General features: G+C 45.0%; 21 protein-coding genes. 4 read left to right on the top strand and 17 right to left on the bottom strand.

What is annotated here, in order from left to right; genetic code table 11:
• Positions 1-4: 4 nt before the first annotated feature.
• The 14 genes from pgpA to R7Q38_RS18200 all read right to left on the bottom strand — a co-directional run bounded on the left by pgpA (position 5) and on the right by R7Q38_RS18200 (position 12881).
• Entirely contained in the window at positions 5-511 is a 507-nt protein-coding gene (gene pgpA, locus R7Q38_RS18135) for a phosphatidylglycerophosphatase A (protein ID WP_053350269.1), read from the bottom strand.
• Between the two features lie 91 nt (positions 512-602).
• Positions 603-1568 (bottom strand): thiamine-phosphate kinase, encoded by a 966-nt coding sequence (gene thiL / locus R7Q38_RS18140; protein WP_239938741.1) that lies wholly within the window; start codon positions 1566-1568, stop codon positions 603-605.
• Between the two features lie 78 nt (positions 1569-1646).
• Complete coding sequence (gene nusB / locus R7Q38_RS18145; RefSeq protein WP_005381571.1) at positions 1647-2114, bottom strand: transcription antitermination factor NusB; 468 nt, start codon at positions 2112-2114, stop codon at positions 1647-1649.
• On the bottom strand, positions 2114-2584 hold the full coding sequence (ribE, locus tag R7Q38_RS18150) for a 6,7-dimethyl-8-ribityllumazine synthase (protein WP_005381572.1): 471 nt from the start codon (positions 2582-2584) through the stop codon (positions 2114-2116). Before ribE ends, nusB begins: the two co-directional genes overlap by 1 nt.
• Positions 2585-2753: 169 nt before the next feature.
• Positions 2754-3863, bottom strand: coding sequence for a bifunctional 3,4-dihydroxy-2-butanone-4-phosphate synthase/GTP cyclohydrolase II (ribBA, locus tag R7Q38_RS18155; RefSeq protein WP_005381573.1), 1110 nt, complete (start codon positions 3861-3863; stop codon positions 2754-2756).
• A gap of 173 nt (positions 3864-4036) precedes the next feature.
• The gene (locus R7Q38_RS18160; protein ID WP_005381574.1) at positions 4037-4690 is read right to left on the bottom strand and encodes a riboflavin synthase; all 654 of its coding nucleotides are present in this window, start codon (positions 4688-4690) and stop codon (positions 4037-4039) included.
• A gap of 8 nt (positions 4691-4698) precedes the next feature.
• Positions 4699-5826, bottom strand: a complete 1128-nt coding sequence (ribD, locus tag R7Q38_RS18165) for a bifunctional diaminohydroxyphosphoribosylaminopyrimidine deaminase/5-amino-6-(5-phosphoribosylamino)uracil reductase RibD (protein ID WP_138940415.1) — start codon at positions 5824-5826, stop codon at positions 4699-4701.
• Between the two features lie 7 nt (positions 5827-5833).
• The gene (gene nrdR / locus R7Q38_RS18170) at positions 5834-6283 is read right to left on the bottom strand and encodes a transcriptional regulator NrdR (RefSeq protein WP_005381578.1); all 450 of its coding nucleotides are present in this window, start codon (positions 6281-6283) and stop codon (positions 5834-5836) included.
• A 206-nt stretch (positions 6284-6489) separates the two neighbouring features.
• A complete protein-coding gene (locus R7Q38_RS18175) occupies positions 6490-7740 on the bottom strand; it encodes a glutamate-5-semialdehyde dehydrogenase (RefSeq protein WP_239938743.1) in 1251 nt (416 codons plus the stop codon).
• Positions 7741-7757: 17 nt separating this feature from the next.
• Positions 7758-8897, bottom strand: coding sequence for a glutamate 5-kinase (proB, locus tag R7Q38_RS18180; protein ID WP_017820604.1), 1140 nt, complete (start codon positions 8895-8897; stop codon positions 7758-7760).
• Positions 8898-9018: 121 nt separating this feature from the next.
• Positions 9019-9408, bottom strand: a complete 390-nt coding sequence (gene crl / locus R7Q38_RS18185) for a sigma factor-binding protein Crl (protein ID WP_005381584.1) — start codon at positions 9406-9408, stop codon at positions 9019-9021.
• A gap of 115 nt (positions 9409-9523) precedes the next feature.
• The gene (gene frsA / locus R7Q38_RS18190) at positions 9524-10771 is read right to left on the bottom strand and encodes an esterase FrsA (protein ID WP_005381586.1); all 1248 of its coding nucleotides are present in this window, start codon (positions 10769-10771) and stop codon (positions 9524-9526) included.
• A 91-nt stretch (positions 10772-10862) separates the two neighbouring features.
• Complete coding sequence (tet(34), locus tag R7Q38_RS18195; RefSeq protein ID WP_005381590.1) at positions 10863-11327, bottom strand: oxytetracycline resistance phosphoribosyltransferase domain-containing protein Tet(34); 465 nt, start codon at positions 11325-11327, stop codon at positions 10863-10865.
• 264 nt (positions 11328-11591) lie between these two features.
• Positions 11592-12881 (bottom strand): NCS2 family permease, encoded by a 1290-nt coding sequence (locus tag R7Q38_RS18200; protein ID WP_005381592.1) that lies wholly within the window; start codon positions 12879-12881, stop codon positions 11592-11594.
• Positions 12882-13904: 1023 nt separating this feature from the next.
• On the opposite strand from R7Q38_RS18200, the gene R7Q38_RS18205 reads away from it, so the two are divergent.
• Entirely contained in the window at positions 13905-15377 is a 1473-nt protein-coding gene (locus R7Q38_RS18205; RefSeq protein WP_239938986.1) for an aminoacyl-histidine dipeptidase, read from the top strand.
• Between the two features lie 64 nt (positions 15378-15441).
• Here R7Q38_RS18205 and R7Q38_RS18210 read toward each other — a convergent pair whose 3' ends face one another.
• Positions 15442-15981, bottom strand: coding sequence for a DUF3332 domain-containing protein (locus R7Q38_RS18210; RefSeq protein ID WP_005381596.1), 540 nt, complete (start codon positions 15979-15981; stop codon positions 15442-15444).
• Positions 15982-16311: 330 nt separating this feature from the next.
• On the opposite strand from R7Q38_RS18210, the gene R7Q38_RS18215 reads away from it, so the two are divergent.
• The 3 genes from R7Q38_RS18215 to R7Q38_RS18225 all read left to right on the top strand — a co-directional run bounded on the left by R7Q38_RS18215 (position 16312) and on the right by R7Q38_RS18225 (position 20388).
• Positions 16312-17379 carry a succinylglutamate desuccinylase/aspartoacylase family protein gene (locus R7Q38_RS18215; protein WP_042521202.1) on the top strand — a complete coding sequence of 356 codons (1068 nt, stop codon included), beginning with the start codon at positions 16312-16314 and terminating at the stop codon, positions 17377-17379.
• Between the two features lie 263 nt (positions 17380-17642).
• Positions 17643-19829: a TonB-dependent receptor domain-containing protein gene (locus tag R7Q38_RS18220; RefSeq protein WP_158157274.1), complete on the top strand. Its 2187-nt coding sequence runs from the start codon at positions 17643-17645 to the stop codon at positions 19827-19829.
• A 118-nt stretch (positions 19830-19947) separates the two neighbouring features.
• Positions 19948-20388, top strand: coding sequence for a hypothetical protein (locus tag R7Q38_RS18225; protein ID WP_005381599.1), 441 nt, complete (start codon positions 19948-19950; stop codon positions 20386-20388).
• Between the two features lie 90 nt (positions 20389-20478).
• On the opposite strand, the gene R7Q38_RS18230 is transcribed toward R7Q38_RS18225, so the two are convergent.
• Both R7Q38_RS18230 and purL read right to left on the bottom strand, forming a co-directional pair.
• A complete protein-coding gene (locus R7Q38_RS18230) occupies positions 20479-20787 on the bottom strand; it encodes a DUF3622 domain-containing protein (RefSeq protein WP_025998700.1) in 309 nt (102 codons plus the stop codon).
• A gap of 295 nt (positions 20788-21082) precedes the next feature.
• On the bottom strand, positions 21083-24976 hold the full coding sequence (gene purL / locus R7Q38_RS18235; RefSeq protein ID WP_239938991.1) for a phosphoribosylformylglycinamidine synthase: 3894 nt from the start codon (positions 24974-24976) through the stop codon (positions 21083-21085).
• Positions 24977-25038: the final 62 nt, after the last annotated feature.

Below are 25038 nucleotides of genomic sequence, written 5' to 3' on the forward strand. Positions count from 1 at the left end.
ACGTTTAATTCATCCAGCCCGCATATTTTGCGACTAGAAACAGGGCAACACCGGCCATAACTCCCGCCACGATATCATCAACCATAATACCCAGCCCACCGTGAACTCGCTTATCTAGCCACCCAATTGGCCAAGGTTTTACCATATCGAAAAAACGAAACAAGATGAAGCCAGTGATCAACCACTTCCATTCAGTGAGTGGAATATTCAGTGCAGGTACAATGCTCATCGTAATCCAAAAGCCCGCAAACTCATCCCATACGATTGAACCATGATCATGTACTTTCATGTCTGCAGAGGTCACTTGGCATATTTGAATGCCGATCACACACGAAATCAGAACAACAATGACATACGCCGTAAATGGTAATTGTGCCAACAACAAAAATAAAGGCACGGCCGCCAGTGTGCCCATTGTTCCAGGGATAAACGGGGATAATCCACTGCCAAAACCCGTCGCCAATAGATGCCACGGGTTCTTTAATGAAATCAGAGAAAGAGGGTTGGTCATATCCTTAAACCTATACTGCTAGTTTGGTTTCAATCGTCATGCCTGCGAGTTACTCAATAGTAACAGGCTCTTGGCTAGAGCTTAGCTCAGATCATTTAAAGTGGTCGAAGCCACTTAAGTCCCAATCAAGTGGTTGATTGTTATCATGCAGCTCGAAGGTTCCATTTGGTCGGATTTGACCAATACATGTGACCTTACAGCCAGTATGAGATAAAGCGCTTTGTAACGAGCCTCGATTTTGCTCCGGCACGGTAAAACACAACTCGTATTCTTCGCCACTTGCTAAAGCATACTGCTGCGCGCTGATCTTATCATCTAAAAACTGGACTAATTCTGAAGAGATCGGTAGCTGAGAGACATCAATACTCACCCCAACCTGAGATCGCTGTAAAATGTGCTTAATATCAGAGATTAAACCATCTGAAATATCTATCGCCGACGAGGCTAAGCCAACAAGAGCTTGTCCAGCAAGCACACGCGGAGAACTAAGGTAATGAGCTCGCTCTAGTGCTTCCGCGCCGGCTCTGCTGCGCAGAGAGTCATCTAGAATCACATCCAAGCCAGCTTTTGCATCGCCAAGGTTTCCCGTTACATATACCCAATCCCCAGGCTTGGCTCCGGATCGCGTGAGCGCTTTGTCTTCAGGTACAAAACCTTGCACCGTGAGTGTCAGACACAATGGCCCTTTGGTGGTATCACCGCCTATTAACTGAATACCATAGTAATCAGCCAGTTCGAAAAATTCATCACAGAAAGGAGCAAGCCATTCTTCATCTGGCTCAGGCATCGTTAATGCAAAGCTCACCCACGCAGGCGTTGCGCCCATCGCCGCCAAATCACTGATGTTAGAAGCCAATGCTTTGTGTGCGACCCATGCTGGGTTCGCGTCGGCTAAGAAATGCGTTCCAGCTACCAATGTATCCGTGCTAATCGCAATCTGAACATTAGCTGGCGCTTTGACCAAAGCACAATCATCACCAGCGGCTAGATGGACATCTTTACGTTGGCTCTGACGACCGACGAAGTACTTGTCTATCAGATTAAATTCACCAGACATAATTCACTTACTTTTTGATGTAAAAGCTTTTGATACAAAAAAGGTCAGCATGTGCTGACCTTTTCATTGAAGAAATCGTTATTTCTTACGAATGTGAGGTGCTGCTTTATCAAGTACACCATTCACAAACTTGTGGCTATCTTCTGCTGCGAAAACTTTTGCAAGTTCAATCGCTTCATTGATAACAACTTTGTAAGGAACATCTTCGCGACGAGTCATCTCGTACATAGCAAGGCGAAGAAGAGCAAGTTCCATCATATCTAAATCCTGCATAGGACGAGAGATGTATGGACGAATTTTGCTATCTAGCTCAGCGTGGCTAAGTACAACACCGCTTAATAGTTCACGGAAGTAAGCTACGTCTGTCTCTGGAGCAGCAAGCGCTGGCTCAGATGCATGAAGTTCTTCTTCATCGTATTTGTCGCCAGACAAAAACTGTTCTTCAATCTTGGCAACATTCTCTTTAGTAATTTGCCATGAGTAGATCGCCTGTAGAGCGAATTGACGTGCGTTACGACGTGCGGCTGGTTTCACACTGGCCCCCATTAGGAATCAATTTCAGATAGTACATTAATCATTTCAAGTGCGCTTAGTGCAGCCTCTGCACCTTTATTACCAGCCTTGGTTCCTGCGCGTTCAATCGCTTGATCGATCGTATCAACAGTCAAAACACCAAATGCTACTGGAATGCTGAATTCCATAGACACTTGTGCTAGACCTTTGTTCATTTCACTACAAACATAGTCAAAGTGAGGCGTTCCACCGCGAATAACAGACCCTAGAGAAACAATAGCGTCGAATTTGCCAGTTTTAGCAACACGCTGAGCTACTAGAGGTAGTTCTACGGCACCTGGACAACGCACAACCGTGATGTTGTCTTCGCTTACTTGTCCGTGACGCTTTAGTGTATCGATCGCACCAGAAAGTAGGCTTTCGTTAATAAAACTGTTGAAACGAGAAATAACGATAGCAATTTTTGCATTTGGCGCTGGGAAGCCACCCTCGATCACTTTCATAAGCTTTCCTTTAACTCTATTTATAAGTGAAATATGTTCATCAAGTGAGAATCGCCGGATTCTAGCACAAATTTGTGAGCAATATCTAATGGAAATTGGAGGCAAATCACCGGTTCCTAGCCATTGACGAGTTAAGCACGTCAAAGACTAGGAACTTATTGTTCGGTTGTTACTCGCAGACGTACTCAACAACGTTCAGACCAAAACCACCTAACGCGTGGTACTTTTTGTTGGTCGATGACAGAAGACGCATATCATGTACACCGAGATCCGCAAGAATCTGTGAACCAACGCCAACACGGCGAGACGTGCCTTGTTTTTTAGCAAGCGTTGGTGCTTCACCTTTGTCTTGCGCTTCGAACATCTTCACGCGATGAATAAGTAGATCAGTCGATTCTTCATGGCCAAGAACAACCAACACACCGCCCTCTTCACCAATGCGTTTCATTGCCTTATCTAGTGTCCAGCTGCGCTCTGCATTACGATCGCTACGTAGTAAGTCGGTAAAAACGTCTTGAAGATGAACGCGAACCAGTGGCGCTTTTTCTTTCAAATCGCCCTTGCACATTGCGTAGTGCACTTGGTTATCAATGGTGTCTTTGTACGTGACTAACGTGAACTCGCCAAACTCTGTCGGTAACTTACACTCTGCCACACGTTCAATCGTTGTCTCAGTGTTATTGCGGTACTCAATTAGGTCGGCAATAGTGCCCAATTTAATACCGTGCTTCTCTGCAAAGATCTCTAGATCTGGGCGACGAGCCATGGTGCCGTCGTCATTTAAGATCTCAACAATCACCGATGCTGGCTCTAAACCAGCAAGACGAGCCAAATCACAGCCAGCTTCAGTGTGACCTGCGCGAGTCAGTACACCGCCGTCTTGAGCTGCGAGAGGGAAGATGTGACCAGGCTGCACCAAATCCGCAGCTTTAGCGTTTGGCGCGACTGCTGCTTGAACGGTACGTGCGCGATCTGCGGCTGAAATACCAGTCGTTACCCCTTCTGCTGCCTCAATCGAAACAGTAAAGTTGGTGGTGTATTGCGCATTATTGTCTTGCACCATTGGTGGCAGACCTAGACTTTCGCAACGATCTTTGGTCATGGTTAAACAAATCAGGCCACGGCCATAGGTTGCCATAAAGTTGATGGCTTCCGGCGTAATATGCTCGGCAGCCATGATCAAGTCACCTTCATTCTCGCGGTCTTCATCATCCATTAGGATGACCATTTTGCCTGCGCGAATATCATCAATAATTTCTTGTGGCGTACTGATTGGCATAGTCTGTTATCCCGTTATTCTAAATTTGTTATTGCGACAGCAATGAAAAATTACGTTGCAGTGAATGCTAGTTAGGTCAATAGTTTGAGCTTTGCATTAAGCAAGTCAATGAATCTCGCGGTGTTCTGTGAGTCTGCTCTTTATCGCATGCCTCACGCAGCCACTCCCAAGACTTATGCAAAACCGTTTTGCTGTAAAAAGTCCATCGTGATACGAGACTCGGCCTTATCTTCTTGTTGTCCTTGCAGTAAACGCTCCATATAACGCGCAAGTACATCAACTTCTAAGTTGACTTTGCGCCCCACTTGAAACTGGTCAATCGTAGTTTCTTCACTCGTATGAGGAACGATCGTCAGCTTAAAAGCATTCTTACGTAAGTCGTTGACGGTTAGGCTAATACCATCAACAGTAATCGAGCCTTTCTCTGCAACGTACTTGCTAATTTCAGCAGGCATTGCAACCCAAAACTCTATCGCACGGCCAACTGAATTGCGTTCGACAATTTCACCAACCCCATCGACATGGCCAGAAACGATATGTCCACCCAATCGCGTTGTTGGCAACATGGCTTTTTCTAGATTCACCTTATCGCCTACTTGGTATTCAGCAAACCCAGTTTTCTTCAAGGTTTCTAATGACAGATCAGCACTGTAATAGTGGCTTCCGAAGTCAACTACCGTTAAGCAAACACCATTGGTCGCAATGCTATCGCCTAACTTAACGTCTGACATATCAAGCGTACCCGTTTCAACCGTGACGGTGATGTCTTCGCCTTTCGGCGTAATCGCAGCTAACTTGCCAACTGCTTCTACTATTCCTGTAAACATACTATTTCTTATCTAATTTCATTACGTTTTATGGTGGCGGTGATGCGAATGTCTACCCCAACCATACGAACGTCTGTAATGTTTAAATCTATGACGTCAGCCATAGCGCTTAACCCTAAAGCACCGATAAGCCCCCGACCATCGCTGCCCATGAGTTTTGGCGCAAGGTAAACAATGAGCTCATCTACAAGATTAGCCTTTATCATCGCACTCGCTAGCGTAGCTCCAGCTTCAACCCATAAGTGATTGATATGGTGCTCATCAGAGATACGTTTTAATGTCGTTGATAAGTCAATTTGGTCAGCGCTGTCCAATAGAGGGATACAGTCTCCATCAGAGCGAACAATAACTCGCTCTCCATCGGTATGGAACAGCTTGAGCGCATCAGTTAAATGGTTCTGACGATCTAAGATTACACGTACTGGTTGACGAAGCTCTTCTTGTAAATACTGCGCTTGAACACTATTAGGTAAGTCATCCCAGCGCACGTTGAGTGATGCATTATCATCAATCACCGTTTTGCTAGTAGAAAGAATGCCACCACTCATTGCTCGATAACGCTGCACATCTTGGCGGGCCGCTGGGGAGGTGATCCATTGGCTCTGACCATTATTGAGTGCGCTTTGCCCATCCAAACTGGCTGCCATTTTTAATTGAACAAACGGCATGCCTGTACGCATGTACTTTATAAAACCAGGGTTAAGGGCAAAGGCATCTTGCTCTAACAAGCCGATTTGTACTTCAATTCCGGCATCACGTAACATCTGGATGCCGCGACCTGCAACTTTCGGGTTTGGGTCTACCATGGCGCAAACCACACGTGCCACTTTGGCTTTAATCAGCCCTTCGGCACATGGCGGTGTACGGCCGTAATGAGAGCAAGGTTCTAGCGTCACATAAGCGGTTGCACCAACTGCTTTTTCACCCGCCATGCGCATCGCGTGCACTTCGGCATGCGGCTCACCAGCACGATGGTGATAGCCTTCACCGACAATTTCTTCATCACGAACGATGACACACCCTACATTTGGATTAGGGGCGGTGGTATAAATGCCACGTTTCGCTAACTTAATAGCTCGTGACATCATGGCGAAATCTAAATCAGAAAACGCTCTTTCAGGAGTGTGTTGAGTCATGAGCTACTCAGTCTTCTAGGCGGGCAATCTCTTCGCCAAACTCGCGAATATCTTCAAAGCTGCGGTAAACGGAAGCGAAACGAATGTAAGCCACCTTATCGAGCTCTTTGAGCTGGTCCATGACTAAATTACCAATCATTTCACTCGGAACCTCTCGCTCACCCGTCGCACGCAGTTGTGATTTGATCATACTGATCGCTAACTCTATAGAATCGGCACTCACTGGGCGTTTCTCTAAAGCGCGTTGAATACCGCCAACCATTTTATCTTCATCAAATGGTTCACGGTTGCCATTCGATTTGATCACTTTAGGCATCACTAACTCTGCGCTTTCAAACGTAGTGAAACGCTCGCTACACGCCAAGCACTGACGGCGACGTCGAACTTGATGGCCATCAGCCACTAAGCGGGAATCAATAACTTTGGTATCGTTCTCGGAACAAAAAGGACAATGCATATCACCTCCATATCTATACCAAAATAACCTCATGAGCAATCACGGATAACCACGCGTTCATGGTTATACGGACTCTATTAAAGCTATTTGGGTATAACGCTTTCAAACCGAAATAAAAGCTCATGTAGTGTAGCGGAATTGGTATGTTAGACAAAACAAAAAGGGGCGCAAAGGCCCCTTTTTCACTCAAGATCTCGTCGAATGTGTTAACTGCGTGCTAAGTAGTTCGCTTTACCAACCCACTTGTAGCTAGTTAGCTCTTCTAAGCCCATCGGACCGCGTGCATGTAGCTTTTGCGTAGATACTGCGACTTCTGCGCCAAGGCCAAATTGCGCACCGTCTGTAAAGCGCGTTGAAGCATTCACATAAACCGCCGCCGAACCGACAGAATTGATGAACAGTTCTGAGTTTTCCAAACTATTGGTCATGATCGCATCTGAGTGGCTCGCGTTATGGACACGCATATGATCAATGGCATCTTTCACATCAGACACAACTTTTACACCAAGAGTGTAGCTCAACCATTCCGTATCAAAGTCACCTTCAACAGCATCGCGAATTTGTGTTGCTTGAGGCATCAGTGCTTTTGCCTTAGGCTCTATCACGAAGGTCACTTTATCGTTCATGCGCTCTACGATCATTGGTAGGAATTGCGCTGCAATTTTTTCATGCACGAGCAGCGTATCTAATGAGTTACACGCAGATGGACGTTGAACTTTAGAGTTCTCAACCACATTCAGGGATTTCTCTAGATCAGCGGATTCGTCGACAAAGATATGGCTGATACCAAAGCCACCAATAATCACCGGAATCGTGCTGTTTTCTTTACACATTTTGTGTAGGCCAGCACCACCGCGTGGAATGATCATGTCGACGTAATCGTCCAACTTAAGCAATTGAGAAACAAGCTCACGATCTGGTTTTTCAATGTACTGCACAGAAGCGGCTGGAAGGTTCGCCTTTGCGAGCGCAGACTGAATAACCTTCACTAATTCCATATTCGAGAAAAATGTCTCTTTGCCACCACGTAAAATACTTGCGTTGCCGGTTTTCAAGCACAACGCTGCAATATCAATGGTTACGTTTGGACGCGCTTCATAAATTACGCCCACGACACCAAGCGGCACACGACGACGAGACAGTGACATCCCATTTTCCAGTACCTTACTGTCTATTTCGCTGCCTACAGGATCGTTCAAGCTAATGACGTTGCGAACATCATTCGCAATTGCAGTCAATCGTTCTTCATTAAGCAAAAGGCGATCGAGCAGCGCATCGGTTAAACCCGCTTCACGGCCAAGTTCGATGTCTTTAGCGTTTGCCGCCAAAATAGCAGCAGAGTTTGCTTCTAGCTCATCAGCGATGATGGCTAATGCTTGGTTCTTTTGCGCAGTTGACGCTGTCGCTAATTCGAAAGCTGCATCTTTAGCAGCTTTACCCATATTCGTTAAATCCACTTTGCTTCCCTCTAATTCTATTCCTGAATGACGACCAAATCATCGCGGTGAATCACCTCAGAGCCATAATCATGACCCAAAATAGAGATGATATCTTTACTGTGCTTACCCGTAATTTTAGTTAGGTCATCACTTGAGTAGGCGCTGATGCCACGAGCCACCAACTTACCGTGAGCGTTTGTTACACGCGCCACTTCGCCTCGTGCGAAGTCACCACTAACTTTGATGACCCCTTTAGCAAGTAGGCTACTGCCCTTGCCGACCACAGCATTGACTGCACCATCATCAATAATGATGTCGCCCGATGCCGCAGGTCCCGCTAGAATCCAGCGTTTACGGTTCTCTAAGGCTTCAGCGCAAGGTAGGAAGCGCGTGCCCTGAGGTTCAGCACTTAAAGAGTCAAAGATAACATTCGGCGCACTACCAGCAGCAATAATAACCTCTATACCTGCGCGGCGAGCGATGTCTGCGGCTTGCAGCTTCGTTGCCATACCACCAGTACCCAATGTTGTACCGCTTCCACCTGCGATTTTACGCAGCGTATCGTCGATGGTTTTTACTTCCTTGATAAGCTCTGCGTTCGGATCTCTACGAGGGTCAGCAGTAAACAGACCTTTTTGGTCCGTTAAAAGCAAGAGCTTATCTGCACCACATAAAATGCCTACCAAAGCGGAAAGGTTGTCGTTATCGCCAACTTTAATCTCGCTAGTCGCAACGGCATCATTTTCGTTTACGATAGGAACAATATCGTTCGCAACGAGCGCATTAATAGTGTCGCGCGCGTTAAGGAATCGCTCACGATCTTCTAAATCGGCACGGGTTAGTAGCATTTGGCCGATCTTGATACCATAAATACCAAACAAAGACTCCCATGTTTGAATCAAGCGACTCTGCCCCACCGCGGCAAGTAACTGCTTACTCGCCATCTCGTTGGGCAATGCGGGGTAACCAAGATGCTCACGGCCTGCTGCAATCGCACCAGACGAAACCATTACGATTGAATGGCCTTGTTTTTTAAGCTCAGCACACTGGCGTGCTAACTCAACCATGTGTGCACGGTCGAGTGCCAGAGTGCCGCCTGTCAGCACACTTGTACCCAGTTTCACAACGACAGTTTGTGGTTGTGAAACAACTGCATTTTGTTGATTCGTTGTCATGATGTCTTCTGAAGTGAAAAACAAATAAAGAGAGGATGTTTTAACAATCAAATAGGGAATTAACAAGAGAAAAGGTGCGTTTTCGCACCTTTTTGTTTGGTATTAAATGAAAACAACCAAATTAAGCGAAATCGAAAGACTCCGTGTGATATTCGACTTCTAATTTGAAGTGTTCTTCTAAAGTATCAACCAGCTTTTGATGGAATGTGCTCTGCGTGAGATACACTTCCTCTACTACTTTTTTGGGAAGGGCTTCAGATACCCATTGCCCTTCTTTGTTGTACTTGCCAATATGATATTTAGCAGTAAAGCCTCCCTCGATGGATTCCAAATCCATCCACCAGCCCCAAAATTCACGCTTCTCAGGCGATTTTTTGTCGTCTACACATACAGATAAACAATCAAAATAATAGCGCCCTTCTTGCGATTGTGGTTCGCGCAGGTAAGGCCCTATCGCCTTCAACTTTGACATCAAGCGAAAGTGAGTCGGGCCCTGAGTCGTCTCTGACATATGAATCTCCGTTTTCATAGTTAAAAGTAAACACCCAAGAATGATTATTATTTTTAATTATCATGAGCTTATTTTTTGCTCAGATATATCACTCTTAACTAATTTAGGAGAATTGTCACCCTAATAATTCATCTTCTAGCCACTTTATGGCTAAATCGAGGGATTGCTCATATCCTTTTGTAATTGTTTTGGAACTGATTTTTTTCGCTCTACCATACTGGCTAAATAGAGCAACAAGTTGATTATCACTGTGTGGCGACACTGGATCGCCCTCAAGACTCAAAGCCAAAATAGGCACTTTGGTTTTTCGACTGCTCAGGAAGCCCTGAACCTTCAATGACCACGCCATCATCTGACCAGCCATGCTATTAATATCAACCGCATTTTTCCCCAAACGGGAAGCCAAAAGGTCTAAATACATCTTCGGCATTTTTTGTAACTTCTGAGGGGAAGTAAAAATATCATGTACGGGTGCGCCTAGAGCGACACAAGCTTTGATCTTTTCCTGCTCGACAAAAGAGAGTCTGATCATTGCATTACCACCAAAACGAAACCCAACTAACCCCACTTTGTGATGATCAACCCAAGGTAGCGAGTAAAGCTCATTCAATACCGCTTGATGTAGGCAACTTGAATTCTCGGTCAAGGGCCAATGAGAGCTATGCCCTACCGAAGGCATGTCTACGGTTAACATCGCAATATCTCGCGGTGCAAGACGATTACGGAACAAACGCCACATGTCGGTTTGTAGAGTATCCAAACCAGCGCTCACCATGACCACAGGCAACTGTTTATCCGTTCTTGGTAAATGGAGGTTCGCGATGATTTTGCGATTTTGGTAAGGCACTTCAATTTGCTTGATGGTGTACTTAGTTTTTTCTGCGCCGTCAGAATACGCTTTGTTTGCCAGTACTTGAGCCTGCGATGCCAAGTTGTCATTTTTTAAATGTGGGTAGCCGGCAATACTAAAACACAAAGAAGCAGTGAAGAGTTCATCCGCTGCCTCTTCTCCTTGCATTTCATTTGCTCGCTTCTGATGATCCATACCAAGCTTGATCCACTCAAATGTCCAGTTACCACTGTGATAACCCATTACAGTGTCTAACCAATCATCATTGGTTCGCGAGTGAGATGATGAAGCAATTTTGGACAGTACGCCTTCCATTTCGATCGGAGACAATCCTTGCCAAGCCCATTGCAAGCGACGCAAATGACGATACCAAGCACGATCACCCTGCGCTTCTCGTTCATCAAGTATTTTTTTACTGGTCGGCATGTACTGGGTAAGCGCGGAGGTTTCTTTTGCTTGCTTATGTTTCACGAACAAAGTTTCGGAAAGATTTTTACTGACGTCTTCAGACATAGGAAGAACCCTAGGCTATTAGCATGATTTAATATCATAATAAAAAAAATGCCCCTATAAAGGGGCATTTCTCAATATTCTTTAACCGCGCTTATTTTTGCTTGCGGTTTACTGGCTCAGCATACTGGATTGACATATCCCAAGGCTGCTCGATCCAAGTGTCTTGAGCAATATCTACAACGTAATCATCCAGCAGCTCTTTGCCTGATGGTTTCGCACACACAGCGATCATTTTCGCTTTTGGATACATCTCACGTAGTTTGCGCGCTGTATCACCACTGTCTACTAGGTCTTCAACGATTAGGTAACCTTCGCCATCACCTTCAGGTGCTTTTAGTACCGTCATATCGCGCTGATGATCATGGTCGTAGCTTGAAATACAGATTGTATCAACGTAACGAATACCCAGTTCACGAGCCAAAATAGCGCCAGGAACCAAACCGCCGCGGCTTACCGCCCAAATTCCTTTCCATTGCTCAGCTGGCATTTGTTTCTCAGCCAGTTCACGGCAGTAAGTCTGCATTGCATCCCAAGTGATAATGAATTTTTTACTCATTGTAATAACCTAATAATTTGAAAATATGCATCCTCAAAATCTAGCGAAGTCACTCAAAAGCGGAATGCTCACTAACTTCTCCAAAATGTTTGGAGACGAGGATTTCAAGCTGCGCAAACGATTATTCTACCGAAACACACCGCTAATACCAACGGTGATATCAAAATTCTCTGCCTATTCCGCAGAAAAACCGTCTTCTGTGAACAACGTAAAAAAAGAAAAAGCCAGCGTGAATAAATCCACACTGGCTTTTTGCTCGAGAAATTAACCGACGAGGTATTTAACGATGAAGATGGCTGACATCACCCATACACTCATCGACACTTCACGGCCCTTACCGCTGAATAACTTGATCGCCGCGTATGCGATAAAGCCTAACGTGATACCTTCTGCAATCGAGAATGTTAGCGGCATAACTAAACAAGTCACAACAACTGGGGACGCTTCAGTTAGGTCACGCCAATCAATGCTTACTAGCCCAGACAGCATCAAGATCGCCACATAGAATAGCGCACCTGACGTTGCATAAGCAGGGATCATACCCGCAAGTGGTGAGAACAATAGAGCAAGTAGGAAGAGTACACCAACAACCACGGCTGTTAGACCAGTACGCCCACCCGCAGCTACACCAGAAACGCTTTCAATATAAGATGTCGTGTTGGAGGTACCAAGTAATGCACCTACTGACGTTGCTGTTGAGTCTGCAAGTAACGCTTTGTTTAAACGAGGGATGTTGCCATTCTCATCAGTTAGGCCTGCTTTTTGAGAAACGCCAACGAGCGTACCTGCGGTGTCAAATAAATCGACAAATAGGAAAGCAAATACGACGGAAATCATGCCTACTTCAAACAAACCAGAGAAATCCAGTTGCATGAAAGTTGGCGCAATGCTTGGTGGCGTTGACATAATACCGCCCCACTGCACATCACCAAATAGAAGACCAAGCGCTGTAACGCCAAGAATGGCGATCATCACCGCACCTTTCACACCACGGTGAACCAATGCAATCGTAAGAAAGAAACCAATCGCGGCCAATACAGATGGCAATGATGTGATCTCTCCCATAGAAACTAATGTCGCTGGGTTATCAACGACGATACCTGCATTTTTTAATGCGATAAACGCTAAGAAAAGACCAATACCAGCTGAAATACCTGTTCGTAGAGAATGCGGGATCGAGTTAATAATCCACTCACGGATCTTAAATACGCTTAAAAGAATGAACAGAAGGCCAGAAACAAATACAGCCGCTAACGCAACTTGCCACGTATAACCCATTCCCAATACAACAGAGTAAGTGAAAAATGCGTTCAGGCCCATTCCTGGTGCCTGTGCGATTGGGTAATTGGCAACAAATCCCATAATAAAACAGCCGATTGCGGCAGCAAGACAAGTCGCAACAAAAATGGCGCCACGGTCCATACCGGTATCCGACAGGATCGCTGGGTTTACAAAAATAATGTAAGCCATAGTTAGGAAGGTCGTAACACCTGCAATGATCTCAGTGCGCACATTTGTGCCATTTTCACTGAGTTTAAAAAGCCTCTCGAGCATGATCGAATCCTGTAAAGGTAAAAAGTAAACGGTTGCGTAATCGATTGGCGGGAATTATAAAGTTATCAAATAGCAAATTCTAGATAGAATCTTCACTCTAATGCGTTTTTTTTCTTTGGATATGAAACACATTCTCTAATCTATCAAAGCAAGCAAAGAAATATATTCTTATAAAACAATAGGTAACCCAGATAACACAGTTCTCTAAAAGAGAATAAAAACTGAGCAATGTACTAAACTTTCAGATGAAAAAGGCCCATTTTAAACATGGTATCTAACAGATTTGATGGAAAAGTCGATAAAACCGAAGAATGGGGAATAGAAGAAGGCTTTGATGGCAATAAGTGAGTCAGGAAGAGAAAATAGAGATAAAAAAACGCCACCCAATTTGGGTGGCGGTGAATCATGTCAGCACTATCACTGAAAAAAAATTCCAATTTATAGGGGTGAACAAACTGTTCGAGTCACATGCGTTGACTTCACTTAGTAGCCAAAGCTTGTTGGGTATACAAAGTTACCGGTGTAAACAGACTTGCTATTCCAGAACATTGTACTTGGTAAACCTTTCATAACTATCACCTTTTAAATCAATTAAACATTCGTTGATTTCTCGGTTCCTTGGAGGCGATAAAACGGACTCATCCTTTGAGCATTTCATTCTTCTCTCAGAAGCTGGTTACAAATATACCACCAAGAAATTTAATTACAAGCATTTTAGTGATTGAAATCACAAAAAATGCATAAATTGACCTTTATCAAAGTTTATGTGTAATTAAATTACAATTTTATGAATTAAAAAATAAAGCCACTTTCAGAATGTATGATAGAGAACACATAGTGCTTGTTATTGTATTCACAAACTGTGACAGTTCTGAGAGAAATCCTTGTGATCGCGACTACTCGTACTCCTTATCTGGTGGTATGCTAACGGCAATTTGAAGGCCAAATCGTCTAGCATTTAATGCTACCTTGACAATATTTTTACGGTATATATTTGGCAAAGCACATCAAAAGGAGTCCTCCGTGTCTGAGTTCCATTCTGAGATCAGTACCTTATCACCTGCTCCACTTTGGCAGTTTTTCGATAAGATTTGTTCAATCCCTCATCCATCGAAACATGAAGAAGCATTAGCACAGTACATTATCAACTGGGCAACAGAGCAAGGCTTTGACGTTCGCCGTGATCCAACCGGTAACGTGTTCATCAAAAAGCCCGCGACACCAGGAATGGAAAATAAGAAGGCTGTTGTACTTCAAGCACACATCGACATGGTGCCGCAGAAAAACGAAGACACTGAACACGACTTCACCAAAGATCCAATCCAACCTTACATCGATGGCGAATGGGTAACTGCGAAAGGCACGACGCTTGGTGCAGATAACGGTATTGGTATGGCTTCTTGCCTTGCTGTATTGGCATCTAAAGATATTAAGCACGGTCCACTCGAAGTTCTGCTGACGATTGATGAAGAAGCAGGCATGACTGGCGCATTTGGCCTTGAAGCTGGTTGGTTAGAGGGTGAGATTCTTCTAAATACAGACTCTGAGCAAGAAGGCGAAGTCTACATGGGTTGTGCAGGTGGCGTTGATGGCACCATGACTTTCGATATTTCTCGAGAATCAACGCCTGCAGGTTTTGTAACACGCCAACTGACGCTGAAAGGCCTAAAAGGTGGTCACTCAGGTTGTGACATTCACACAGGTCGCGGTAATGCCAACAAATTACTTGGTCGTTTCCTTGCCGGTCATGCTCAAGAGCTTGATTTACGTTTAGTCGAATTCCGTGGTGGTAGCTTACGTAATGCAATCCCTCGCGAAGCGTTTGTTACTGTCGCGCTTCCTGTCGAAAACCAAGACAAGCTTACTGAGCTGTTCAACCACTACACTGAGCTGCTTAAAACTGAATTGGGTAAAATCGAAACAGGTATCGTAACCTTTAATGAAGTGATCACGACTGACGCCCAAGTATTTTCAATCGCCGATCAGCAACGATTCATTGCGGCACTTAACGCTTGTCCAAACGGCGTAATCCGTATGAGTGATGAGGTGGAAGGCGTTGTTGAAACTTCTCTAAACGTTGGTGTGATCAGCACAGAAGAAAATAAAGTCACCGTGCTTTGCTTGATTCGTTCTCTCATTGACTCTGGCCGTAGCCAAGTGGAAAGCATGCTGCGCTCGATTACTGAGCTAGCAGGCGCACAAATTCAGTTCTCAGGCGCTTACCCTGGCTGGAAGCCAGATGCAGATTCCGAGATCATGGCAATTTTCCGTGATATGTATGAAGGCATTTACGGTCATAAGCCGAACATCATGGTCATCCATGCTGGTCTTGAGTGTGGCCTATTTAAAGAACCATACCCACACATGGATATGGTTTCTTTCGGTCCAACAATAAAATTCCCTCACTCTCCAGATGAGAAAGTGAAGATTGATACTGTTCAGTTGTACTGGGAACAGATGGTCGCGCTTTTAGAAGCGATTCCAGAGAAAGCATAATTCAATCACGAAAAACGACAAAGGGTGCCATACGGCACCCTTTTTTTGGTTTAGTTGAACCCAACTACACACGGTTTTGCGCGTAAGCGGCTAACTCATCCATTGAGGTTTGTGCAGCAACTTCACCATCAATGTAGTAAGTAACAAACTCACCATCGCGTACACCCATGAGTGTCGCCTTTTCACCGTTACTGTAAGTAATATCCATTTGAACGGTGTTCTCATCGATTTGCTGCATTCGCCCCTGCTCAATGACACGGTTATCCGCTAATGGTGCGATTGGTGCAGTCGTTAACGACTTATCTAACTGGTGATTGACATCAATGTAAGTATCTACCTTTGTATCGAAGATATGTGGCTTACCATTTAACGGGTTCTTACCCGTCCAAAATTCTAGAGAGTTAAACACGATATAATCCGCTGCGATCGCGACACCATAAACAGGCGCTAAAAGCATATTTAGACCACCTCGAGCGTAACGGTTGTCAACAGCTTTCAAGTTAAACCCCATAACATAACCTGTCACGGCATTACTACCTACGCAACCTGAAAGTGAAACTGCTACCGCAGTCAATGCACCAATTTTAGCAATTGCCTTTTTCATCAAAACCTCTAGTTAGAAAGTGTGAAACCTCAAATTCGGCGCGGATATTATCGGATAAAAAGTAGGGTTAAAAGTCCGTTTTTTTGTCCTCCATGAACAGTATTATTTTTAATACAGTCACATTTTTTAAGGCTATTATTGCGCTCTCATCTCTATGTCTTGTTATGTATTAAACTGATAGAAAAGATCATATTGAAAACAAAAACTTCACACACACCAAAATTTCACGCATGACGATTAAAGTAATTTGTCGTGTCCTTAATGAGAATGATTAGTGCGATTTTGCAGCAATTGTTACATTGCTGGTGACGCATTTGACAGAGATGGTTTATGGCCAGAAGTAAAAAAAGCAAAGTGTTTGAGCTCTTAGGACATCAAATACAACCAGGGCAACGATTAGAGATCGAATTTGAAGCAGCGAAGCTATATACACATTCGCCTTTATCTATTCCTGTGGAAATCATTCATGGGAAACAAGAAGGACCAGTGTTAATGGTGAATGCTGCTATCCATGGTGATGAGCTTAATGGCGTAGAAATCGTTCGTCAGATCATTAACCAACTGGATCCACAAAAACTGAAAGGCACTGTCATTGCAGTACCTATCGTTAACGTTTTTGGTTTCATCCATAAATCTCGTTACTTGCCCGACCGACGAGATCTCAACCGTTGCTTTCCTGGCAGTGAAAAAGGCGCACTTGCATCTCGTATGGCACACGGGTTCTTTAACAACATTGCCAAGCGTTGTGACTACATTTTGGATCTACACACAGGGGCAATTCATCGCACGAACTTGCCACAGATTCGCGCAAACTTAAGCAACCCAGAAACTCTACGTATTGCTCAAGCATTTTCGACGCCAGTGATTGTTGATTCAGCATTGCGTGATGGCTCTTTACGCAGTGAAGCAGAAAAATGCGATATTCCAGTGCTCACCTACGAAGCTGGCGAAGCATTGCGTTTTGATCCACTTTCGATAAGCGCTGGTGTACTCGGGGTTCGGCGCGTAATGCAAGCCATTGGTATGTTGCGTGCGAGCAGGAAAAAGCTGCCTGAGCCTATCATAGCGAAGTCCACCAGCTGGGTTCGCGCGTCAGGTAACGGCATTTTGCGTACTGTCGTTAATCTGGGAGACAAAGTAGAACAGGGGGAAACGCTCGCTTATATTAGCTCTCCTCTTGGTCATGATGAGATAGAACTAAAAGCCCCGAAGCGTGGTTTGGTTATCGGTCAACAAACATTACCATTGGTGAACGAAGGCGATGCAATTTTCCACCTTGCCTATTTTAACCAAGGTGATAATGCTTTAGAGCAAGCAGTCGAAAGCTATATTGAAGGCCTCACTGAATTCGATGCCGAGCCGCTGACCACCGGACAGATACCGTTAGAAACTCAGTAATTCCTACCAAGTAGGCGCCTGATTAGCTCAAAAGGGGCAACAGTGCTCGCACTATCTTGTTTAAAACCAATAAGCTCAGCGTCCATGATGCTGGGCTTTTTGTTTTATGTACGCTAACGATACTTATCGTAGTTTCCACGAATGGATAAAAAACTTTACAATCCGTCGCAAAAACACATTTGATAATTAATCTCATTATCATTTATTAATCGTAATAATGTTCTTATAATCCCAGCTTCATAAAAACACTATAAATCATCAATATGAAACGATTAAAAAGTCATCCATTCAAAGTAAATCTCATTTCACTGGCTTTGCTCTTCCCTCTTTATTCATATGCCGAGACAGCGCCAAATGAAGAGCTTGAAGTCATAGGCGTTCGTTATGCCAAACCTATTACCATTGCTGAGCCTGCGCAAACCACCATTAATTGGTCAGAGATTGAAGAGCAACAGTACTCTAATTTTGCCTCAATGATCGATGCCGTTCCCGGTGCATCAATAGATGGTGGCGGTCGTTCTGGTGGCGAACGTATTAACATTCGTGGTTTTGATGATCCAAGCGATATCGCCGTCTTTGTCGATGGCGCTCCAATTGGCTTTCAACAATACCGCTACGGTACCTTCTTTTTTGATCCGTTCTTAATTGGCGAAGCAGAAATTATCAAGGGCGCGCACGACTATCGAGCACTCAACGGGAAGTTTGGTGGCTCCATTCGCATTAAAACCAAAAGTGTCGATGATCTCCTGTACGGCGAAAGAAACTTTGGTGCCCGCATCTCAAGTGCATACAACACCAACGGCGATGAGAACGCCTACACGCTAACACTCTATGGTAAAAACGATACTGGTTTTTATTTTCTAGCGAATGGCTCGGTAAAAGATTCTGATGACATTAAAGTCGGAGGTGGTGAAACGCTGGATTACTCAGGTTATGAGCAAGAAAACATGCTCGTAAAGGTCGGTTATGAAAATAACGATCACGAGTTTGAAATTAGCCACACTCGCTACAAAGATGAAGGTCGTAAACCTTGGGCTAACCGCCGCGGAAAAATGCCTAACATCACCGAATACAATATCAAGAAATACGGCTCATTAGAAAAAGCCCAATACGCTTACACCGTCGATAACAAATACACGGACAACACCACGACCATCTCTTACCACTACATGCCGACTAACCCGTATATTGATTTCAATATCAAAATGGCACGTTCCGAAAACGATCGTCATTGGGTTCGCCCTGACGTAGCATTCGAGAAAATGTTCGTTTCTGTTGGCAGTTACGGTCATGAGTCATGGCTGAGTTACGAGCGTGATTACGTTGATGTGTTTAACCAAGCGCAATTCGGAGACCACACTCTAGTCACTGGGCTTCAATATCAAAAAACCGATAGAGACTCGTTAGTATTCAACGCATCATACGACAGTAATGAAGCGAAAAACTACGGTTGGTACACCCCTTACTACGAACCATCTGGCACGCAGTCAATTTATGCCGCTTACATTGCTGATCACTATCAAGCAACAGACCGCCTAACAATCACACCTTCTCTGCGTTACGAATACATCAAGAGTGAAGGAAAAGGGAACGCAGCGCCGGATTATAATGATCCAGCTGCCGGACATAACTACGGTGAAACGACGCATAAAGGCTTTAGCCCACGTTTGGATATCGACTTTGATGCGAGCAATAATACGCGTTTAAACGCCTCCTACGCCTACGCTTTAAAAGCACCAACCGTTGATAACATCTACTCAGTGCAATATGCGCGAGCTACCGCTACGGCTACTGCTTTGAATCTGGACGTGTCTCGTATCCATGCTTATCAAGCAAGCGTTATCAACTTAACGGAAGGGCTGGTGAACTCTCGCGATAACCTCGCAACAGAGTTAACTATGTTCTATAACGATGTTAGCGACACAGTTGATATACGAACGGGCGAAAACCTCGACAAAAATACTACTGAGTTACAAAGCTGGAATACAAACCTAGATGGCTTTAAAAACTATGGCTTTGAGCTAATTTCACAATACCGGATTGAAGATTTCTACAGTAATTTCTCAGCAAGTTACATTCGCGGCAAAAACAAAGGTAGCCTATCTGACTCTACAGGTTCAGATGATGATCATCCTGATGTACCGCCATTAAACATTAATCTGGGTTTAGGTTACGAATGGATTCCTGGTTTACGTGCGGGCTGGGAAGTCCGTTGGTATGATGCGCAAACCAAAACCAAGGCAAGCGGTAACAATTTAAAAGTGAAATCGCCAAGTGAGCAATACACGCTACAAAACGCTTACGTGGTTTGGGAAATACAACAAGTCGAAGGCTTGAGCGTTGGCGCGGTTGTGAAAAACTTAACCGATCGTTACTACGAAGCATACCTATCTAATGGCGTGCCTTCGCCTGGTCGCGAAGTCAAACTGCACCTCACTTATCAATACTAACCATACCTAAAAGATGCAGGGCAGACATTAACTGCCCTGTTATATCGTATCCAATGGCCATAATTGCACGCCGTTTTATTTATCAGTATTATCATTTCCTTTTGCTTGTATACACATTATGAACAATCTAAAAACACGGCTTCTTCTGATTTGCTTCTTCCCTGTAGGTAGCCTAGCGCAAGCTTCTGAGAACATTGCAGACTACTTACAAGAACAAAGCAAGCACCAAGTTTCAGAAGATTTTTACGCACAGCCAACAGCAAATAACCTGAATCTAGATGCAAAAACTAACTCTTTAACTTGGCACGAAGATGGTAAGCCGGATCACTGTCGTTACGCCAAGCAGCCCAAAGACGTCGCAACACATTTCGACTACGGTGAAGCAAACGATCTATCTGACGGCTTACAACACTTTGATTTACCGGAAAGACATTCTGCAAAGGTCAAATCGACACATCGCACTTATGCTAATAACCCTCACCTTCTTCCTGGCAATAAACAATTTGCAGCCCCTGAAGACGGCACGTTTAGCTTGTCCGTATCGTCGGATTGTTTTTAGCCGATATAAATAAAAAATGCCCTGAGACAAAACTCAGGGCATTTTCACTATTTGTTTGATGGGTAACGTCACCATCTCACCGATTTAAACTTATTCTTCGTCAGTGTCTACTTCGGTTTCACGTGCTTTGCGGGCTTCTTCTTTACGAACTTTTGCCGCTAGTTGTTCTGCTTCACGCTCTTGACGTTGCGCTGCTTTACGCTCGTTACGAACCACTTGGTTTTGGATAAATCCAGCCAGTTCTTGTTCAGCCCAAGCTTGTGCTTTCTCTTCGCTGTCAAAGCCTGTTTCACGCTTTGATACTACAGTCTTACGAGATGTCACTTGGCGAGTGATTTCTGCGCTCCAGCCGTTACGTTTTTCAGTGACGCGGATAGCAAATTTTGGATTCTTAGACATTTCTTTCATTTCCTAAGGGATTTAGGGATCAATCAGGGATTCGGTCAACTTGATAACTCCATCTAAGCTGAGCTGTTTAACACCATCCCTTGGTAAGCGCGGTATTAGAGCATAAAAGTAATCTAAACGCTGCAAGTTTTTTACGCTAGATAATAGATGACAAAGAAGAGGCAGAACAAAGCAACGTTTCGCCAAGTCACTAGAAAGAGCGACGAAGAAAAAAGAGTGATAAGAAAAAAGAAAGCGCTGGTCTCTCAACCAACGCTTTACTTAAGCTAGATTAACCTTTGGTTAATTAACCGATATTCTTACGGGCATTTTGGAACATACGCATCCAAGCGCCATTTTCACCCCAACCTTCCGGAGCCCAAGAATTTGCAACTGTGCGGAATACGCGCTCTGGGTGAGGCATCATGATAGTTACGCGACCGTCTGTTGTTGTTAAACCGGTAATCGCGTTTGGCGAACCATTCGGGTTGTTCGGGTATTGTTGTGTTGGGTTACCGAGGTTATCCACGTAACGAACCGCAACCGTACCTGATGCTTCAATCGCTGCTAGGTGCTCTGCATCACGTACTTCTACACGCCCTTCACCGTGGGAAACCGCGATTGGCATGCGCGAACCAGCCATTCCGTCGAAGAATACAGAATCAGATTTCTGAACTTCAACTAGACTAAAGCGCGCTTCAAAACGCTCAGATTCGTTGCGCACAAAACGTGGCCACAAGTCTGCACCTGGGATCAGCTCTTTCAGGTTTGATAGCATCTGACAACCGTTACATACACCTAAAGAGAACGTCTCTTCACGGTTGAAGAAGGCTTGGAACTGTTCACGAGCTTGTGCGTTAAACAGGATAGACTTAGCCCAACCTTCACCCGCACCTAGTACGTCGCCGTAAGAGAAGCCACCACAAGCTACTAGGCCATGGTATTCATCCAGTACCGCTTGGCCCGTTAGGATATCGCTCATATGGATGTCGGTTGCTTCAAAACCAGCTCGGTCAAACGCTGCTGCCATTTCGACGTGGGAGTTAACGCCCTGCTCACGTAGAATTGCCATCTTAGGTTTAGCACCTTTCGCAATGTACGGTGCTGCAACGTCTTCATTTACGTCAAAGCTGAGCTTAACGTTTAGACCAGGGTCAGAGTTGTCTTTCTTAGCTTCGTGCTCTTGGTCTGCACACGCTGGGTTATCACGTAGACCTTGCATCTTATGCGTTGTTTCAGCCCAGATAACGCGTAGTTCGGTACGTGAACGTTCAAGCACAACTGCATCAGCAGAAGTGATAACAAAGTCGTCTGAAGCTTCAACAGAACCAATCACATGTGAGCATGCCTCTAAGCCGTTTGCCGCCAGAGTAGATAGAACTGAATCTAGATCATCATTCTTAACTTGAACAACCGCACCTAGCTCTTCGTTAAATAGAACGGCTAGCGCATCGTCACCCAGCTCTGCGATGTTCGCTTTTACGCCACAGTGACCCGCGAACGCCATCTCAGCAAGCGTTACAAACAGACCGCCGTCGCCTTTATCGTGGTAAGCCACTAGCTTGTTATCACGTACTAACGCTTGCATTGCATCAAAGAAGCCTTTTAGCTGCTCTGCATTATCTACGTCAGCAGGTTTGTCACCCAGCTGTTTGTATACTTGTGCCAATGCTGTCGCACCTAAGCGGTTTTTTCCGTTACCCAAGTCAACAAGAACTAGAGAGGTATCTCCTTTGTCAGTGCGTAGTTGTGGAGTCACGGTCTTACGTACGTCTTCCACACGACCAAATGCCGTGATAACTAGCGACAGTGGAGAAGTGACTTCTTTGCTCTCGCCGTTTTCTTCCCACTTGGTTTTCATCGACATGGAGTCTTTACCAACTGGGATCGTCAAACCTAACGCAGGACACAATTCTTCACCAACCGCTTTCACTGCTTCGTAAAGACCCGCATCTTCACCTGGGTGACCCGCTGGAGACATCCAGTTCGCAGACAGTTTAATGTGTTTAATATCACCGATGTCTGTTGCCGCAATGTTCGTTAGTGACTCACCAACGGCTAGGCGAGCCGATGCTCCAAAGTCTAGTAATGCCACTGGCGTGCGCTCACCCATCGACATTGCTTCGCCATGGTAAGTGTCGTAGCTTGCCGCTGTTACTGCGCAGTTTGCTACTGGTACCTGCCAAGGACCAACCATTTGATCACGAGCAACCAGACCCGTTACTGTTCGGTCACCGATAGTAATTAGGAATGTTTTTTCTGCAACAGCAGGAAGACGAAGTACGCGATCCACCGCTTCATTAAGCTCAATACCATCACGAACAATGGCAGGGCTTTCCACTTTTAGTGTGGTTGCGTCACGGTGCATCTTCGGTGGCTTACCAAGCAGGATATCCATTGGCATATCGATTGGCGTATTGTCGAAGTGAGAATCTTCTAGCGTTAGATGACGCTCTTCTGTCGCCACACCCACCACTGCATACGGTGCGCGTTCACGCTTACAGATGGCGTCGAATGCTTCCATGTTTTCTGGCGCTACCGCTAGAACGTAACGTTCCTGTGATTCGTTACACCAGATTTCCAGTGGGCTCATGCCCGGCTCATCGTTTGGTACATCGCGTAATTGGAACTTACCGCCACGCTCACCGTCGTCGACAAGTTCAGGCAATGCGTTAGAGATACCGCCTGCACCCACATCGTGGATAAATGCGATTGGGTTATCGTCGCCTAACTGCCAACAACGGTCGATCACTTCCTGACAGCGACGTTCCATCTCTGGGTTTTCACGCTGTACCGAAGCGAAGTCCAGATCTTCTGCTGACTGACCAGATGCCATGGAAGATGCCGCACCACCACCAAGACCGATATTCATTGCCGGACCACCAAGTACGATTAGGCTCGCACCTACAGGGATCTCTTTCTTCTGCACGTGTTCATCGCGGATGTTACCCATACCACCAGCAATCATGATTGGTTTGTGGTAACCACGAATTTCTTCACCCGCATGAGAAGTGACTTTTTCTTCGTAAGTACGGAAGTAACCCAATAGATTTGGACGACCAAATTCGTTGTTGAATGCCGCGCCTCCTAGAGGACCTTCAAGCATGATGTCTAACGCATTCACAATACGACCCGGCTTGCCGAAGTCGGTTTCCCATGGCTGTTCAAAACCAGGAATACGTAAGTTAGAGGTTGTAAAACCAACCAGACCCGCTTTTGGCTTACCGCCGATACCCGTCGCGCCTTCGTCACGGATTTCACCGCCTGAGCCAGTCGATGCGCCCGGCCACGGAGAGATTGCCGTTGGGTGGTTGTGCGTTTCTACCTTCATCAAGATGTGCGTATCTTCATGGTGGTACGTGTATTGACGAGATTTAGGGTCAGGGAAGAAACGCCCCGCTTTAGAACCTGTCATAACGGCTGCGTTGTCTTTGTATGCAGACAGCACATAGTCAGGTGTCGTTTCAAAAGTGTTTTTGATCATTTTGAACAAAGACTTAGGTTGATCTACCCCGTCGATAGTCCAATCTGCGTTAAAAATTTTGTGGCGACAATGCTCTGAGTTCGCCTGAGCAAACATCATCAATTCAATGTCGTTTGGGTTACGCCCAAGCTTAGTAAAGTTCTCTACCAAGTAATCAATTTCATCTTCTGCGAGTGCCAAGCCAAGGGAAACGTTTGCCTCTTCAAGCGCAAGACGACCGCCAGCTAAGATATCAACATGTGCGACAGGCTTAGGCTCTGCAACAGTAAATAATGCTGATGCGGCTTCAAATTCTGTGAATACTGTTTCCATCATGCGGTCGTGAATTAACGCTTTAACAGCGTCAGCTTGAGCTTCTGATAGAACAACTGCAGATTCGACATAATAAGCCGTACCACGCTCTAGACGTTTCACTTTATCCAGACCACAGTTAACAGCGATATCGGTAGATTTAGAAGACCAAGGCGAGATAGTGCCAGGACGAGGCGTGACAAGAAGTAGAAGACCTTCAGGCTCATGCTCTTCGATGGTTGGGCCGTAAGTTAGTAACTTTTCAAGTTTTTCTAACTCTTGGTCATCAAGGTCTGACTTTAGATCGGCAAAGTGCATAAACTCGGCATAAATGCCAGTTACAGGCAGATCTTGTTCACGACAAAGTTCCAGTAGTTTATTAACACGAAACTCAGAAAGAGCTGGGGAGCCACGCAAAATTCTCATGTGCTTAGGTCTCTTATGCAATTGATTAAGGTGATATTGGAATAAATTCAGACACTTAAAAT

Source organism: Vibrio sp. Vb0598, assembly GCF_033338935.1.
In the GTDB taxonomy this organism is placed as follows: domain Bacteria; phylum Pseudomonadota; class Gammaproteobacteria; order Enterobacterales; family Vibrionaceae; genus Vibrio; species Vibrio alginolyticus.